The following is a 16,678-nucleotide window of genomic DNA, read 5'->3' on the forward strand; positions in this document are numbered from 1 at the left end:
ATGTCAAACATTGCAGAACGTTTTTACAAAAATCGAGTGGCATTAAATGTATTAGCCAATAGCGTTGAAAATGCCAACGAAGTCTTTAATGCAGCGGAAGGGTATGTCTTAGTCGGGGTTCTTTCAAAGGATTATCCAACGGTAGAGGAAGCGGTAGCTGCAATGAAAGTATATGGTAAAGAAACTGAGGAGGCCGTTTCTATTGGGCTTGGAGCTGGTGATAATCGTCAAGCGGCGGTGGTAGCAGAAATTGCTAAACATTATCCCGGCACTCATATTAATCAGGTATTCCCAGCTGTTGGCGCTACGCGAGCTAACATTGGGGAGAAGGGTAGCTGGATTAATAGTTTAGTGTCGCCGACAGGAAAAGTGGGCTATGTAAATATCTCAACAGGTCCAATAAGCTCTATGCAAAATTGTAAAGCAATTGTTCCGATTAAAACAGCGATTGCCCTTGTACGTGATATGGGCGGAAATGCATTAAAGTATTTTCCAATGAACGGGTTAAGTTGCGAAGAGGAACTTCGTGCAGTAGCCAAGGTATGTGGAGAAGAAGGATTTGCGCTTGAGCCAACAGGTGGAATTGATAAAGAAAATTTCGAACAAATCTTACGCATCACTTTGGAGGCGAACGTACCAAAAGTGATTCCTCATGTATATTCCTCGATTGTTGATCAAAAAACGGGGAGCACGAAGATTGAGGATATACGTGAACTACTAGAAATAGTCAAGAGATTGGTTGATGAATATGACTAAACGAATTGCAGCATTTGGAGAGGTTGTTATGCGTCTTCAAGTGCCTGGGGTTGAACTGTTATCACAAGCAAACACTTTAAACTATTCGTTCTCAGGTACAGGGGTGAATGTTGCCTCGGCTTTAGCACGTTTAGGTCATACAGGGTTTCTAGTGTCAACCATACCAGAAAATGCACTTGGGGATGCAGCGATAGCGAATCTACATAAACTTGGAATCGACCTTTCATACATTTATCGAAGTGGCGAGTATATTCGAATGTATTTTTTAGAAAATGGTTTCGGTATACGGCCAAGTCGTGTGACCAATTCCAGTCGCCAAGAAACTAGCTTCAATATTGCATCTGAAGCAGCGTATGATTTTGAAGACATTGCTCGAAATATTGATGTTGTACATTTTTGTGGTATTACCTTAGCGGTGAATGAGTCGATCCGCAATTACATGAAAATTTTTGCTAGAGCAGTTAAAAAGAATAGCGGAACTGTCGTTTTCGATTGCAACTATCGTCCATCACTTTGGAGTTCTCAAGGAGGCTATGAGAAGGCGAAACCGCATTATGAAGAAATGCTCGAGCTAGCTGATATTGTTATGATGAATGAACAGGACGCAATGTTCGTTCTGGGCATGAACACAAAGAAAGAAGAGCGTAAAGAGCAGCTAAAAGATTTAATACCAGCTGTTGCGAATCGCTATAATATTTCGGTTATTGCAGGTACACATCGGTATATTAAAAATGATAATACACATTCATTACGAGGTTTTTTATTTAAAAATCACACCTTTACATTTTCCAGCGTAATCACGTTTTCCGTCTATGATAGAATAGGTGCTGGAGATGCCTATACGAGTGGTATTATACATGGTGAATTGACAAGCTTTGCGCCAGAAAAAACAGTTGCTTTTGCAACAGCTGCCGGCATGCTTGCACATACAATTGTAGGAGATACCCCCATATCATCAGAGCGTGATATACTTCGCGCGATGACAGAAACGGTAGGCGATGTGGAAAGGTAGTGAAGGAAATAGTGAAAGTATCTAGAAAAAAAGGACCTTTATATTTGCAGGTGAAAAACATCTTAAAAGATCGGATTTTACATGGGACATATCCTATTGGAACGAACATCCCTTCTGAACCGCAATTAGAAGATGAATTTAGTGTAAGTAAAATTACTGTTCGAACTGCGATTAAAGAATTAGTTCAAGAAGGATATCTCGAAACGAGAAGTGGTAAAGGAACAAAAGTCATTCGAAATGCTGCAACCTCAAAACTTTCTAAAGGAAAACGTTTTACCGAAGTTTTGGTGGACGAAGGACATAAAATTCAAAAAAAATGGCTTCAAACAAAGGTAGTATGCAATCAAAAGAATAGTACACCATACCAGCTATTTGGGGAGCAGTGTCTATGTATAGAGCGTCTGTATTATCTTGATGATGTCCCGTATATACATTATACGCATTTTTTACCGTTACGAATGGAGGACGCTAAATTAGCAGATTTAAATGTCGAATCACTTTACGATTTAATTGAAGAGAAAGGGATTTCTTTAGAACGATTTCGTGATGAGTTTGCTGTTTCCGTTGCGTCTTCTATCGTAGAGGGCCGGTTAGAAGTGAAACAAGGAACTTCTTTATTAAAACGTGCCCGTTATTCCTATGATGACATGGGAAATGTGATCGAATATAGCGAAGGTTATTACAACACTGGGATGAAGCAATATATTGTGAATTATGATGTATAGTTATCCAAAAGTTTAGGAAACCACCTTATTCTTCTTACCTGGTTTCCTTCTTTTAAACATAAAAGGGAACTTAGAAAACGATACATCTTTCGTTGTTAGATTTGTAAGCGTTTACTATTGTAAGGAGAAGGGGATAGGAGAATGGATCTTTATTTATTGATCATTACATTATTGGCAATTGTGATTGTTATTATAGGGGTATCTTGGTGGAAATGGCATGCGTTTATTAGTTTATCTGTAGCAAGTTTATTTTTAGGCGTGATGTCTGGCTTATCACTAGACAAAATTGTTGGTGCCTATGAAACTGGTGTTGGTAGTGTTTTAGGACATTTAGTTGGCATTCTAGCATTGGGAAGTATTTTAGGAAAGATGATGTCCGATTCGGGTGCCGGTTTACAAGTGGCAGATTTCTTCGTTAGATTTTTCGGTGTGAAAAAATTACCATGGGCAATGTTATTCGCGGGTTTTATTATTGGAATCCCAGTATTTTTTGATGTAGGGATTGTTATTCTTCTACCACTTGTTATTTCTATACGAAAAGCAACGAAACAAAACATATTATTAATAGGATTACCGGTTATCGCTGGATTGTCCATTGTACATGGACTTGTACCACCGCACCCTGGGGCAATGACTGCAATCGGAATTTATAATGCGAATCTTGGAGAAGTACTTATTTATTCATTAATCATTGCGCTTCCCGCAGCCATCATTGCAGGTCCTTTGTTTGCAAAGTGGGTGTATAAACGCGTAATTCCTGAAGGAGAGCCAGAGTTTCTCAGTGTAAGCGAGGTATCAGGAAAATTACCTGGGACAGGAACTTCATTTTTTATTATTTTATTACCTGTTGTATTAATGGTTTTATCTGTAATCGCGCCGTATTTTCAAATACCAAGTAGTTTGATAAAATTACTTACATTTGTTGGTAGCCCGTTCATGGCCCTTTTAATTTCTTGTATTGTAGCATTTTACTTCCTAGGGTATAGACTAAATATGGATGGGAAAATGATTAAAAAATTAACGGATGAATGTCTACTGCCGGTTGGTTCTATTATATTAATCATAGGTGCTGGTGGAGGATTTAAACAAATTTTAATTGAAAGTGGTGTTGGAGCATCAATTGGACAAATGTCTGAGGATTTATCTCTTTCTCCAATTGTGTTAGCCTTTATGGTAGCTGGGTTAATACGAATTGCGACAGGTTCGGCAACGGTTGCTCTTACAACAGCAGCTGGTATTGTATCACCAATTATTCAAAACATGTCAGGTGTGAACTTAGAACTTCTGGTCATCGCAACGGGTGCAGGATCACTTATGTTCTCTCATGTAAATGACGCAGGTTTCTGGCTAGTAAAAGAATATCTGGGTCTAACCGTGAAAGAAACTTTTAAAACATGGACGGTCTTGGAGACATTGCTTTCATTTATCGCATTTGGCATCACTTTATTATTAGATATGTTCATATAATAGAAATTTGATTTGAATCTTTCTTATTACAATAATGATTTAGAGGATATTCGTTTAATTGGCGATATCCTCTTTTTTATTTATTTTTTTCTGACATCTATTTGAAAGCTTGTTCATCATTCTCGTAACTTTATAATTTATAAAGATAAAAACGCCTAATTCCCTGTAACCTATGTTATAGATGATTAGGTTGTTTTTATATTCGACATTAAATCCGAGGAATATATTAGATATTGAGAGAAACAAATGAAATTATAGTCGATTCTTGTTATAATATAGGGAAGAATTAGATGGATTTTTATGTTAATGTCTAATAACTAGTTACGCTTTGTTGCTTATGCCGAGGCATAATGGATTTTCTTTCAACGATTGTTTACGTAGCGAAAGTGAAACGATAGCTAAAAATGTTTTTTGTATTGATATAAGACAGTGGCAAACAGGCGCATAAATAAATGCGTTTTTCTTAGAGAGGTGGATTACATGACACAACCAATTCTGAACGATGAACAAAAGCTGTGGAACCGCTGGATAAATGAACGTGATCCAGATGCAGGTGATTTGCTTATAAAAAAATATATTTCGCTAGTATCTTATCATGTACAACGCATTGGAGCGAGCTTACCAAAGAGTGTATCGCGAGACGATTTAATGAGCTTAGGTATGGTAGGTCTGTTTGATGCGTTGAATAAATTTGATATTAATAGAGACTTGAAATTTGATACATATGCTTCTTTTAGAGTAAGAGGTGCCATTATTGATGGTTTACGTAAAGAAGATTGGTTGCCACGGTCAGCACGTGAAAAGGCGAAAAAGTTAGATGTACAAATTGAGCAGTTAGAACAAAAATATATGCGTCATGTAACACCTGAGGAACTTGCGGAACATATGGCTTTACCTGTTGAGGAAGTTTACCAAACTGTACAGGAGCATTTCTTTTCAAATGTTCTTTCCATTAATGAGCAGCAAGATCAAGAGGAGGCTGATGGAAAGTCATTTGTTATTCGTGATGATACGACGAAGACACCTGAGCAAGCTGTCGTTAAGTCAGAACTGCTTGGGGATTTAGCAGAAAATATCCAAAAGCTCAATGATAAGGAGCAGCTAGTGCTTAGTTTATTTTATACGGAGGAATTAACATTAACAGAAATTGGAGAAATGCTTGAATTATCTACATCCCGCATTTCACAAATCCACTCTAAGGCGCTATTAAAGCTACGAAAATTATTAACTAATGAAATGATTAATGCATAATAATCCTTATATACATATCGTTGAAGGAGGGGTCTTATGAGTTTAAAAGGTGTCGAACTACAAATAGCTATTCCAAAAACATTTGAAGCAGGAAAAATGGCTGATCAGGCACAACAACAAACTTTGGCTCAGCAAGCACACGCAAATGAAGCGTTGAAAAAAGAAGTAGAACGCAAGCAAAAGGTTGTGAATACTTCAGAGGGTATGGATGGGATTAGTGAAGATGAAGAAGCAGGTGGAGAGTATATAAAAGGTACTCGAAAAAAGAAAAATAAGGATAACGAGAAGCGAGAAACGCAAGCGCAGCACCCGTTTAAAGGAAATTTCGTGGATTTTAGTGGATAGGAGTTTACTATGACAATCATACTAATTGCGGTTCTATTTATTTTACAGCTACTTTCATTTTATTTCCTTATCATATTAAATACGAAGCTAGCAAAATTTAAGGACTTAGAAAAAAAACAGGAGCGCTTAATGCGTGAAATGGATGACACTATCAGTGTTTATTTAGCTGAGATGAAAGATGAAAATGATCGCCTCATTCAAGAGCTGCAAAGAGCTTCAAAGTCTGGAACTCCAATGAATGCTGTGAAACAGGAAGAACAGATTGTGAGACAACAGGAACAGCCATCTTCTCTTATAAAGGAAGAAAGCACAGTAGACGGTTCTGTTAGTTTAGATCAGGAACCGCGCATTTATGTGCCCAAAAATATCGTAGCGAATGCTTATTCACGTCAGCAGCAAAGTGGAGCTAAAGCTGAAGTTAAGGTGGTACATTCGGCCCAACAACCAAGTGAGGCAACCGAAAAGGAAGAATCTAAGCCATTAACATTGGAACAACAAGCTATTGAATTAGCGAAACAAGGTAAAACATCCGAAGAAATTGCAAAACAGCTTCAAAAAGGAAAAACAGAAATCGAGCTTTTATTGAAATTTCATAACTAAAACAGTTGCTAATAGGATAAAGCTATGATATAGTTGCAAATGGTGTTATTAATACACACGCATTTTGATGTAGTAAGTGGTGCTCTAAGCTTAGGGTAGCTTGTTGCAAGTGATAAATGCGGAGGATAAAAACCAAACATACTAGGAGGAAATACACATGTCAGTAATTTCTATGAAACAATTACTTGAAGCTGGTGTACATTTCGGTCACCAAACTCGTCGTTGGAACCCAAAAATGAAGAAATATATCTTCGTTGAGCGTAACGGGATCTACATCATCGACTTACAAAAAACTGTTAAAAAATTAGAGGAAGCTTATGACTTCATGCGTCAAGTTGGTCAAGACGGTGGTAAAGTTCTTTTCGTTGGTACGAAAAAACAAGCACAAGAAGCGATCAAAGATGAAGCTGAACGTTCAGGCAACTACTACATCAACCAACGTTGGTTAGGTGGTACTCTTACAAACTTCGGTACTATTCAAAAACGTGTTGCACGTATGAAAGCAATCGAAAAAATGGAAGAAGATGGAACTTTTGAAGTTCTACCTAAAAAAGAAGTAATCCAACTTAAAAAAGAACACGAACGTCTAATCAAATTCTTAGGCGGTATCCGTGATATGCAAGCTCTTCCAGACGTAATGTTCGTTGTTGACCCACGCAAAGAACGTATTGCTGTTGCAGAAGCTATTAAATTAAACATCCCTCTAGTAGGTATTGTTGATACAAACTGTGATCCAGATGAAATCGACTACGTAATCCCTGCTAATGATGATGCTATTCGCGCTGTTAAACTTTTAACTGCTAAAATGGCTGACGCTTTAATCGAGTCAAAACAAGGTGAAGAAGAAGCTCCAGCTGTAGAAGCTGCTGCTGAGTAATTCACGTTTAGAAAAAGGTGATAAGTGGCTCAAAACCCTTATCACCTTTTTTAGAACCTATCACTAAAATTTGTATAACCAATTTGAGGAGGAAACACTAAATGGCAAACATTACTGCACAATTAGTAAAAGAATTACGCGAAAAAACTGGCGCTGGAATGATGGATTGTAAAAAAGCGTTAGTACAAACTGATGGCGATTTAGATGCTGCGATCGATTTCCTACGTGAAAAAGGTCTTTCTTCAGCTGCTAAAAAAGCTGACCGTATCGCTGCAGAAGGTACAACTTACATTTTAGAAAATGGTAACGAAGCAATCATCCTAGAAGTAAATGCAGAAACTGACTTCGTTTCTAAAAACGATAAATTCCAAGTATTAGTTGCTTCATTAGCTGAACAATTACTTGCTGCTAAACCTGCAACAGTTGAAGCTGCATTAGAGCTTACAAATGCTGAAGGTGTAAAAGTTGTTGACCAAATTTCATCTGCAATTGCAACAATTGGTGAAAAGATCACTCTTCGTCGTTTCGAAGTAAAAACAAAAACTGATGCAGATGCATTCGGTTCTTACCTACACATGGGCGGCCGTATTGGTGTATTAGTAACTTTAGAAGGCTCTACAGATGCTGCTGCTGCAAAAGATGTTGCTATGCACATCGCAGCAATCAACCCAACTTATGTTTCTCGCGATGAAGTTTCTGCAGAAGAAGTTGAACGTGAGCGTAAAGTATTAACTGAACAAGCTCTTAACGAAGGTAAACCAGAAAACATCGTAGCAAAAATGGTTGAAGGTCGTCTTGGTAAATACTTCGAAGATGTTTGCTTACTTGACCAAACATTCGTTAAAAACTCAGATCAAAAAGTACGTGATTTCGTTGCTTCAACTGGCGGTTCAGTAAACGGCTTCGTACGTTATGCTGTTGGTGAAGGTATCGAAAAACGTGAAGACAACTTCGCTGAAGAAGTAATGAGCCAAGTTAAAGGTAACTAATTTAGCTTGCATTTGATCCTAATCAAATAATATCTAGATTTTCTAGACAAAAAATGGGGAACACAACATAGCGTGTTCCCTATTTTTCCGAAATTAGCGAAAAAAAGATATAATTGGCTCATCGCCAAAAGTTGCGGATAACATTTGTTAAATCGTATGCTATGTATATAAGTTGGAACGGAAATCAACCAACTTTATGTTAATGAGCCACATAATTTTCTATTTTGCCTTATTCATAACTAGAAATTATTGTTATTTATACTATAATGGAAAAGGGAATAGAGATGTTTTAAATAAAGTCTGACGGAGGTTTACAATGAGTGTGCCACAATATAAACGAGTAGTTATTAAATTAAGTGGTGAAGCGTTAGCTGGAGAAGCGGGCTTCGGTTTATCACCAAAAATAATCAAGGCTGTTGCAGAAGAAGTAAAAGAAGTAGTAGATCTTGATGTAGAAGTTGCTGTTGTTGTAGGTGGCGGTAATATATGGCGTGGAAAAATCGGTAGCGAAATGGGAATGGATCGTGCAGCAGCTGACTATATGGGTATGCTAGCAACGGTTATGAACTCTTTAGCGTTACAAGATGCATTGGAGAAATTAGGAATTGAAACACGTGTACAATCTTCAATTGTAATGACACAAGTAGCAGAGCCATATATTCGCCGTAAAGCAGTTCGTCATCTAGAGAAAAAACGTGTAGTAATTTTTGCAGCAGGTACAGGTAACCCATTCTTCTCTACGGATACTACAGCTGCATTACGAGCAGCTGAAATCGACGCAGATGCGATTTTAATGGCGAAAAATAATGTAGATGGTGTTTATTCTGCAGATCCGAAAGTAGATGCAACTGCCGTTAAATATGATACACTCACATACTTAGACGTTATTCAACAGGGCTTACAAGTAATGGATTCAACAGCTTCTACTCTATGTATGGATAACGATATTCCGTTAATTGTCTTCTCAATTACAGAACCAGGTAATATTAAACGTGCCGTACAAGGCGAGAAAATTGGAACAGTTGTTAGGAGGAACGCATAATGGCTAAACAAGTATTAGAACAAGCTAAAGAAAAAATGAATAAAACAATTGCCGCTTTTTCACGTGAACTAGCTTCAATCCGTGCAGGGCGTGCAAATGCTTCACTATTAGATCGCATTACGGTTGATTATTATGGTGCACCAACACCGATTAATCAGCTTGGAGGTGTATCGGTACCAGAAGCGCGCTTATTAGTTATTACACCTTACGATAAAACAATCTTAGGTGAAATCGAAAAAGCAATCATGAAATCAGATATTGGTATTACACCAACAAATGATGGATCTGTTATTCGTTTAATGATCCCGGCTTTAACAGAAGAGCGTCGTAAAGATCTTGTGAAGCAAGTGAAAAAAGAAGCAGAGGATGCAAAAATTGCTGTACGTAATGTTCGTCGCGATGCTAATGATGATCTGAAAAAACTTGAAAAAGCTGGCGAAATCACAGAAGATGGTCTACGTGGCTACGGTGAAGATATTCAAAAATTAACAGATGAATTCATTGTTAAAGTAGATCAAGTAACGAAAGAAAAAGAAAAAGAAATTTTAGACGTGTAAGCATAATTTGCTTTGCACATCTATGATGGAACTTTTTGATGAGATGAAGGCGTCCTATACATATCAGGACGTCTTTTCTCTTTACTTTTAAATGATTATGTAAAAGGTTTAGTAAAGTCTTATACATTAACCTTTAACTTCTTTCATCAGCAGTCCCCCACCTCTATGGGTGGTGAGATGAGGGTGGATTTAAGCTACTTTTCAGCGGATGTCCAAACACTTGATGAAATAGAGGAACTCAGTCTAAGAACGCCACGTCTTGTGGCAACGACTGAGTGACCAACTTCGTGTTGGCCTAAAACCTCCGGCGGATGTCAGGAATCGGAGAGGAGTTCTTAGGGGATGTTAGCCTAAGATCATCGCATCCATGCGATAACGGCTAACTGACCTGCATCGGTAAAAACGCCACGTCCTGTGGCATTGCCGAAATGACCGACATCGTGTCGGCCCTCGTGCAGGCCTAAGCACAAAGCCGATTCCGGACGCAATTATGCCGAAGCATAATTGATTAGTTTAGGGAAATACCTTTCATCTATTTTTTCTTTCTTTTAAGATTAAGAAGAACTGTTTTTTACTAAAGCGAAAAACATTATTGCAGATTGAACAAAAAGAGGCACAGCCCTTTTTTAGCCTTATGTTGGGATGATATTTTAGTTACAATATATATCATAAGAAAAGTACTTTCCATTTCGTCTGTACTTGTTCGAATGAAAATTTATTCAACGTTTCGGTGATCATCCTAAAATGTGTGTAGTTCTAAAATAAGATAGTTCATACATAGTCAATTTAGAGGGGAAAAAAAGACAAAAAGCGCTTTTGTTTGTTATGATAGGTTAGTATACGTCCGATTAGTTGTAGTGGGGGAGTTAGCATGTTTAAAAAGCTATTAGGTAAACAAATAAATATGGATTCACAATCATTGGAGGAACGTGTTGCCCTTGCTAAAAACGAGCCGATTCCTGCCCATGTAGCGATTATTATGGACGGAAATGGACGTTGGGCGAAGAAACGTGCTATGCCACGTGTTGCTGGGCACCACGAAGGTATGAAGACAGTCCGAAAGGTAACTAGATTTGCATCCGATTTAGGAATTAAAGTTTTAACGGTATATGCGTTCTCTACAGAAAATTGGAAGCGACCAAAACCTGAGGTCGATTTTCTAATGCGTTTACCTGTAGAATTTTTAGGTTCCTTTTTACCTGAAATGATGGAGCGTAATGTACGTGTTGAAATGATTGGGGATCCATCTTTATTACCTGCACATACGCAAAAAGCGTTGTATGAGGCGATGGAGGAAACGAAACATAATACAGGATTAATATTAAATTTTGCTCTGAATTATGGAAGTCGTTCCGAAATGGTTAGCGCCATGAGAACAATGCTTCAAAAGGTGCAGGATGGTCAATTAACGATGCAAGAAATAACAGAAGAATGTTTGACATCTCATTTAATGACGGCTCATCTGCCAGAGCCAGATTTATTAATTCGAACAAGCGGTGAAGTACGCTTAAGCAACTTTATGTTATGGCAGCTCGCCTATACAGAATTTTGGTTTACAAATACATTGTGGCCAGATTTTAGCGAGGAAAACTTACTGGAAGCGGTGGAAAACTACCAGAAACGTAATCGCCGTTACGGTGGGTTGAAGGGAGAAGGAACAACTTGAAACAACGAATTATCACAGCAATAATTGCAGCAGCGCTATTTATTCCATTTGTTATTTATGGAGAAGTGCCATTTACAATTCTTGTGCTTGCAATGGCTGTTGTTGGCTTTTATGAAATATTAAAAATGAAAGGTATTTCAATTTTTTCAGTGCCTGGTTTTTTAGGGCTACTAACATTAATACTCCTTGTTATACCAAAGGACTGGTCAAGTAAAGTAGTAGAAGCAATTGGCTATTCCTCTGATTTAATGGTTGTGTATGGTCTAATGATGCTATTGCTCATTTACGTAGTCCTTGTGAAAAATAAAATTACATTCGATGAAGTTGCATTTATTTTATTAGGTGCGTTTTATGTCGGATTAGGTTTCCATTACTTAATTGAAACACGAAGCTATGGTCTAGAGTTTGTCGTATATTGTTTACTAGTAGTTTGGACAACTGACTCAGGTGCATATTTTGTTGGAAGAAAATTAGGTAAAAATAAGCTTTGGCCAGAAATTTCACCGAAGAAAACTGTGGAAGGTTTTGTAGGTGGCATAGTCATTGCTGTAATCTTTGCTGTCGCGATGCAAGCAATTTATCCGTTTGCAAATGGTGGTTATGTCTCACTTATTTTCATCACAATCATTGCGTCAATTATTGGGCAAATGGGCGATTTAGTGGAATCTGCTATAAAGCGAAATTTTGACGTAAAGGATTCAGGAAATATTTTACCTGGGCATGGCGGTATTTTAGACCGCTTTGATAGTCTACTATTCGTCGTGCCTTTACTACATTTTTTACATGTTTTTTGGTAACTAAAAACAATAGGTGCTCATCGGACGCCTTTAAAAAGCGCCCAGTCGAAACCGATATCAACTCTACGATCTGACGATGAGCCATAATAATTAGCATTTTACTCTAAACAGAGAGGTAATAATCGTGCTATATCATTTGCTGAGATAGAAAAAGGGGACAATTTGTCGTGAAAAAAATTAGTTTACTTGGTGCAACTGGTTCAATCGGTTGGCAAACCTATGATATTTTAAAAGAACAACGCGATGCCTTTCATTTAGTAGCGTTTTCTTCAGGGAAAAATATCGAAAAAACGCGTGAAATGATTGAAACTTTAAAGCCAGAGCTTGTATCTGTTCAATTAGAAGAAGATGCAGTTATGCTCGCTAAAGAATATCCACAAGTACAGTTTACGTTTGGTGCAAAAGGGCTTGTAGAGGTTGCTACACATCCTGATTCAGCGGTGCTTGTAAACGCGGTTCTTGGAAGCGTTGGACTAGAATCGACATTAGCTGCAATTCGCATGGGCAAAACAATTGCCATTGCCAATAAAGAAACGCTTGTAACCGCTGGACATTTAGTAATGGCAGAGGCCAAGAAATATAATGCAACAATTTTACCAGTAGATAGTGAGCATTCCGCGATTTTCCAATCAATGAATGGTGAGAATCCGAAAAATATTGAACGATTAATTATTACAGCTTCTGGAGGTAGCTTCCGTGACAAAACACGCGAGGAATTGAAGCATGTTACGGTTGCAGATGCATTAAACCACCCGAATTGGTCAATGGGTGCAAAAATTACGATTGATTCAGCTACAATGATGAATAAAGGACTAGAAGTTATTGAAGCACATGTCTTATTTGATATGCCCTATGATAAAATAGATGTACTTTTGCATAGAGAAAGTATTATTCACTCCCTAGTTGAGTATCATGATACTAGTGTCATTGCACAGCTAGGTACGCCGGACATGCGTGTACCTATCCAATATGCATTAAGCTATCCAGATCGTATGCCACTGCATAACGGACAACGACTTAATTTAGCACAAATTGGTCAACTTCATTTTAAAGAAATGGATTTTGAACGTTATCCAGCATTACGTCTAGCATATGAGGCTGGGCGCACAGGTGGTACAATTTTAACAGCGATGAACGCAGCGAATGAAGCGGCAGTTGCAGCATTTTTACAAGGGAAAATAACATTCCTTGAAATTGATGAAACGATTGAGCGTGTAATGCAAGCACATAACAATATAGTAGTACCAGATTTGCAAACGATTTTGCATGTAGACAGTGAAACAAGAAAAACAGTGTTAAACATGGTAAAATAAAGAGAGAAGATATCGTTAACTATTCGCTTTTAAAGGTGGGGTATTATGCAAACAGCTATTGCATTTATTTTAATATTTGGCCTACTTGTATTCTTTCATGAATTTGGTCACTTCTTGTTTGCGAAACGAGCAGGCATTATGGTTCGAGAATTTGCGATCGGTATGGGACCAAAAATTTATGGGAAAACACACGGTGAAACAATCTATACAATACGTTTATTGCCAATTGGTGGTTACGTTCGTATGGCTGGTGAGGACATGGATGGTACCGAACTACAGCCGGGTTACCGAGTAGGGCTTATTGTAGATGAAGATAATGTTGTAAAGAAAATAATCTTTACTCAAAATAATAAGCAACTACCAGATTTATTATTTTTAGAAGTTGAGCGTGCCGATTTAGAAAAGGAATTGTTTGTAGAAGGCTATGATGAAGAAGAAAAATTAGTTCGTTATAATGTTGCAAGAGATTGTATGCTCGTAGAAAACGGTAAAGAAACGTTAATCGCACCATACGATCGTCAATTTAACGCTAAAACAGTCGGTCAACGTGCTATGACAATCTTTGCTGGTCCGTTATTTAACTTTATACTAGCATTTTTCATCTATGTAATGATTGGTTTATTAAATGGTGTACCTACAAATGAGCCAATTATTACAGAGGTGGTAGAAAATAATCCAGCTGCGCAGGCAGGCATGCTTGTAGGTGACAGAGTAACAACGATAGATGGACAAGCGGTTGAAAAGTGGCAGGATTTGGTTTCTGTTGTACGGAATCGTCCTGGAAAGACAATTAATGTAACAGTAGAGCGAGACGGACGGACGGAAAATCTTACGATGACAATAAAAGAGGTGAAAGAAAAGAATGGAGAGACTTATGGTCAAATTGGGGTGACCAGTCCTAAAGTCCACAATCCGTTAAAGGCTGTCGTTTACGGTGCTCAAGAAACGTATAGCATGACCGTGCGTATATTTGAATTACTCGGTATGCTTATTACGGGGAAATTTACAATTGATGCACTATCAGGACCTGTTGGAATTTATAAAACGACCGAGACTGTTGCGACATGGGGCATTTATGCTTTAATGAATTTTGCAGCTATGTTAAGTATCAATTTAGGAATTATGAACTTATTGCCATTACCAGCACTTGACGGTGGTCGCCTATTATTCTTTGGTTTCGAAGCAGTACGAGGCAAACCAATCGATCGTCAAAAAGAAGGTATGGTCCATTTTGTAGGTATCGTCCTATTAATGGTCTTAATGGTAGTAGTCACATGGAACGACATCCAACGATTTTTCTTTTAACTAAGTTAACTTAGTTAAAGCCCCAGCGAATGAGACATTGCGCTAAAGTGAAAATTATTGAAAACATAGCTTTGAACGCAATTTTTTTGAAACATTGCGTTCAAAGCTAAATTTGTTTATGCTAATTAGAGTATAAAACTTATTTATTAAAAAGGTGGAACACTGAATGAAGCAAAGTAAAACATTTATCCCAACGCTACGTGAAGTACCTGCTGATGCAGAGGTAAAATCACATAAGCAATTACTGCGTGCAGGGTTTATTCGTCAAAATACAAGTGGGGTATACTCGTATTTACCGCTTGCAAAACGTGTGTTAACAAAAATAGAAAATATTGTTCGTGAAGAGATGGAAGCAATCAATTCAATTGAACTTTTAATGCCTTCATTACAATCTGCAGAACTATGGCAGGAGTCAGGCCGCTGGGAAAAATATGGTCCAGAATTAATGCGTTTAAAGGATCGTCATAATCGTGATTTCGCATTAGGACCAACACATGAAGAAGTGATTACAACTTTAGTACGTGATGAAATTAAATCATATAAAAAATTACCGTTAACACTTTATCAAATTCAAACTAAATTCCGTGATGAAAAGCGTCCTCGCTTTGGTTTACTACGAGGCAGAGAGTTTATTATGAAAGATGCGTATTCTTTCCATGCATCGCGTGAAAGTTTAGATGAAACATATGATGATATGTATCGTGCCTATTCAAATATTTTCTCTCGTCTTGGTTTAAACTATCGTGCAGTTATTGCAGATGCAGGCTCAATTGGTGGGAAAGGTACACATGAATTTATGGTGCTTTCTGAAATTGGGGAAGATACAATTGCATACTCTGATACATCTGACTATGCTGCAAACATTGAAATGGCAGAAGTTCTTGTAGACTATCAACCATCAGATGCAGCATTAAAAGACCTTGAAAAAGTGGCAACACCAGATCAAAAAACAATCGAAGAAGTATCAGCTTTCTTAAATGTTGACTCTTCAAATGTCATCAAGTCATTAGTATTTGACGTAGATGGTGAATTAGTTGTTGTTCTTGCTCGTGGAGATCACGAAATTAATGATATTAAACTGAAAAATGCACTTGATGCTGGTTCTGTTGAACTTGCTAGTGAAGAGGCAATCCGCGAATTATTAGGCTGTGGAGTTGGTTCAATCGGTCCTGTTAAATTACCAGTAGACGTAAAAGTAGTAGCTGACAATGCTATTAAATCGATTCGTAACGGTGTAGCCGGTGCAAATGAGGATGGGTTCCATTTAGTAAATGTAAATCCAGAGCGTGATTTTGCAGTGAATGAATACTTAGATATTCGTTTTATTCAAGAGGGTGATCCATCTCCAGATGGACAAGGTATTATCAAATTTGCAGAAGGTATCGAGGTTGGTCATATTTTCAAATTAGGAACAACTTACTCTGAAAAAATGAATGGTACATTCTTAGACGAGCAAGGTAAGGCACAGCCATTTATTATGGGATGCTATGGTATTGGAGTATCACGTATTTTAGCTGCTGTTGCAGAGCATTTCCAAGATGAAAATGGTTTTGTTTGGCCAACACAATTAGCCCCTTATGATATTCATGTTGTACCTGTTAATACAAAAGATGAATCACAAGTTGCCTTAGCTGATGAGCTATACGGTTTATTGAAATCATACCGTTATGATGTGCTATTAGATGATCGTGCAGAGCGTGCAGGGGTTAAATTCGCAGATGCTGATTTAATTGGCTTACCTGTCCGTGTAACTGTAGGTAAAAAAGCAACTGAAGGTATTGTTGAGGTTAAATTCCGTCAAACAGGTGAAACGTTCGAATGGAAAAAAGAAGAGGTCATTGATCGCTTGAATGAATTTTTCCGCAAACATTAACTCCTTTCAGCGAAGTCACCCACCTCTATGTTGGTGAGGTGAATGCGGGTTTAAGCTACTTTTCAGTGGATATCAAAACGCTCGCTGAAATAGAGAAACTAAG

Annotated in this window: 16 protein-coding genes; all 16 read left to right on the top strand. The window is 37.8% G+C overall.

The features are described from left to right. The gene (dagF, locus tag ACVYAD_RS01570; protein ID WP_476424157.1) at positions 1-756 is read left to right on the top strand and encodes a 2-dehydro-3-deoxy-phosphogluconate aldolase; all 756 of its coding nucleotides are present in this window, start codon (positions 1-3) and stop codon (positions 754-756) included. Further along, the gene (locus ACVYAD_RS01575) at positions 749-1,768 is read left to right on the top strand and encodes a sugar kinase (RefSeq protein WP_476424250.1); all 1,020 of its coding nucleotides are present in this window, start codon (positions 749-751) and stop codon (positions 1,766-1,768) included. The genes dagF and ACVYAD_RS01575 overlap by 8 nt, the downstream gene beginning before the upstream one ends. A gap of 11 nt (positions 1,769-1,779) precedes the next feature. Further along, positions 1,780-2,493 (top strand): GntR family transcriptional regulator, encoded by a 714-nt coding sequence (locus ACVYAD_RS01580; RefSeq protein WP_476424158.1) that lies wholly within the window; start codon positions 1,780-1,782, stop codon positions 2,491-2,493. 141 nt (positions 2,494-2,634) lie between these two features. Beyond that, positions 2,635-3,960, top strand: a complete 1,326-nt coding sequence (locus ACVYAD_RS01585) for a GntP family permease (RefSeq protein WP_476424160.1) — start codon at positions 2,635-2,637, stop codon at positions 3,958-3,960. A gap of 480 nt (positions 3,961-4,440) precedes the next feature. Beyond that, positions 4,441-5,211 (top strand): FliA/WhiG family RNA polymerase sigma factor, encoded by a 771-nt coding sequence (locus ACVYAD_RS01590; protein ID WP_349660874.1) that lies wholly within the window; start codon positions 4,441-4,443, stop codon positions 5,209-5,211. 36 nt (positions 5,212-5,247) lie between these two features. Then, positions 5,248-5,556: an RNA polymerase subunit sigma gene (locus ACVYAD_RS01595; protein ID WP_349660875.1), complete on the top strand. Its 309-nt coding sequence runs from the start codon at positions 5,248-5,250 to the stop codon at positions 5,554-5,556. 9 nt (positions 5,557-5,565) lie between these two features. Then, positions 5,566-6,156 (top strand): hypothetical protein, encoded by a 591-nt coding sequence (locus ACVYAD_RS01600; protein ID WP_476424162.1) that lies wholly within the window; start codon positions 5,566-5,568, stop codon positions 6,154-6,156. A gap of 157 nt (positions 6,157-6,313) precedes the next feature. Continuing rightward, complete coding sequence (gene rpsB, locus ACVYAD_RS01605; RefSeq protein ID WP_349660877.1) at positions 6,314-7,033, top strand: 30S ribosomal protein S2; 720 nt, start codon at positions 6,314-6,316, stop codon at positions 7,031-7,033. Between the two features lie 101 nt (positions 7,034-7,134). Next, a complete protein-coding gene (gene tsf, locus ACVYAD_RS01610; RefSeq protein WP_349660878.1) occupies positions 7,135-8,022 on the top strand; it encodes a translation elongation factor Ts in 888 nt (295 codons plus the stop codon). A 316-nt stretch (positions 8,023-8,338) separates the two neighbouring features. Further along, complete coding sequence (gene pyrH, locus ACVYAD_RS01615; protein WP_249073104.1) at positions 8,339-9,064, top strand: UMP kinase; 726 nt, start codon at positions 8,339-8,341, stop codon at positions 9,062-9,064. Further along, positions 9,064-9,621: a ribosome recycling factor gene (frr, locus tag ACVYAD_RS01620; protein WP_053594236.1), complete on the top strand. Its 558-nt coding sequence runs from the start codon at positions 9,064-9,066 to the stop codon at positions 9,619-9,621. The genes pyrH and frr overlap by 1 nt, the downstream gene beginning before the upstream one ends. An 871-nt stretch (positions 9,622-10,492) precedes the next feature. Then, complete coding sequence (locus tag ACVYAD_RS01625) at positions 10,493-11,287, top strand: isoprenyl transferase (RefSeq protein ID WP_079560490.1); 795 nt, start codon at positions 10,493-10,495, stop codon at positions 11,285-11,287. Continuing rightward, a complete protein-coding gene (locus tag ACVYAD_RS01630; protein WP_476424164.1) occupies positions 11,284-12,084 on the top strand; it encodes a phosphatidate cytidylyltransferase in 801 nt (266 codons plus the stop codon). The genes ACVYAD_RS01625 and ACVYAD_RS01630 overlap by 4 nt, the downstream gene beginning before the upstream one ends. A gap of 167 nt (positions 12,085-12,251) precedes the next feature. Beyond that, positions 12,252-13,397 carry a 1-deoxy-D-xylulose-5-phosphate reductoisomerase gene (gene dxr / locus ACVYAD_RS01635; protein WP_349660880.1) on the top strand — a complete coding sequence of 382 codons (1,146 nt, stop codon included), beginning with the start codon at positions 12,252-12,254 and terminating at the stop codon, positions 13,395-13,397. Positions 13,398-13,442: 45 nt separating this feature from the next. Next, on the top strand, positions 13,443-14,702 hold the full coding sequence (gene rseP, locus ACVYAD_RS01640; RefSeq protein ID WP_476424167.1) for an RIP metalloprotease RseP: 1,260 nt from the start codon (positions 13,443-13,445) through the stop codon (positions 14,700-14,702). Between the two features lie 166 nt (positions 14,703-14,868). After that, a complete protein-coding gene (locus tag ACVYAD_RS01645; protein ID WP_476424169.1) occupies positions 14,869-16,575 on the top strand; it encodes a proline--tRNA ligase in 1,707 nt (568 codons plus the stop codon). Positions 16,576-16,678: the final 103 nt, after the last annotated feature.

It is taken from the genome of Lysinibacillus sp. G1-3 (genome assembly GCF_056322905.1).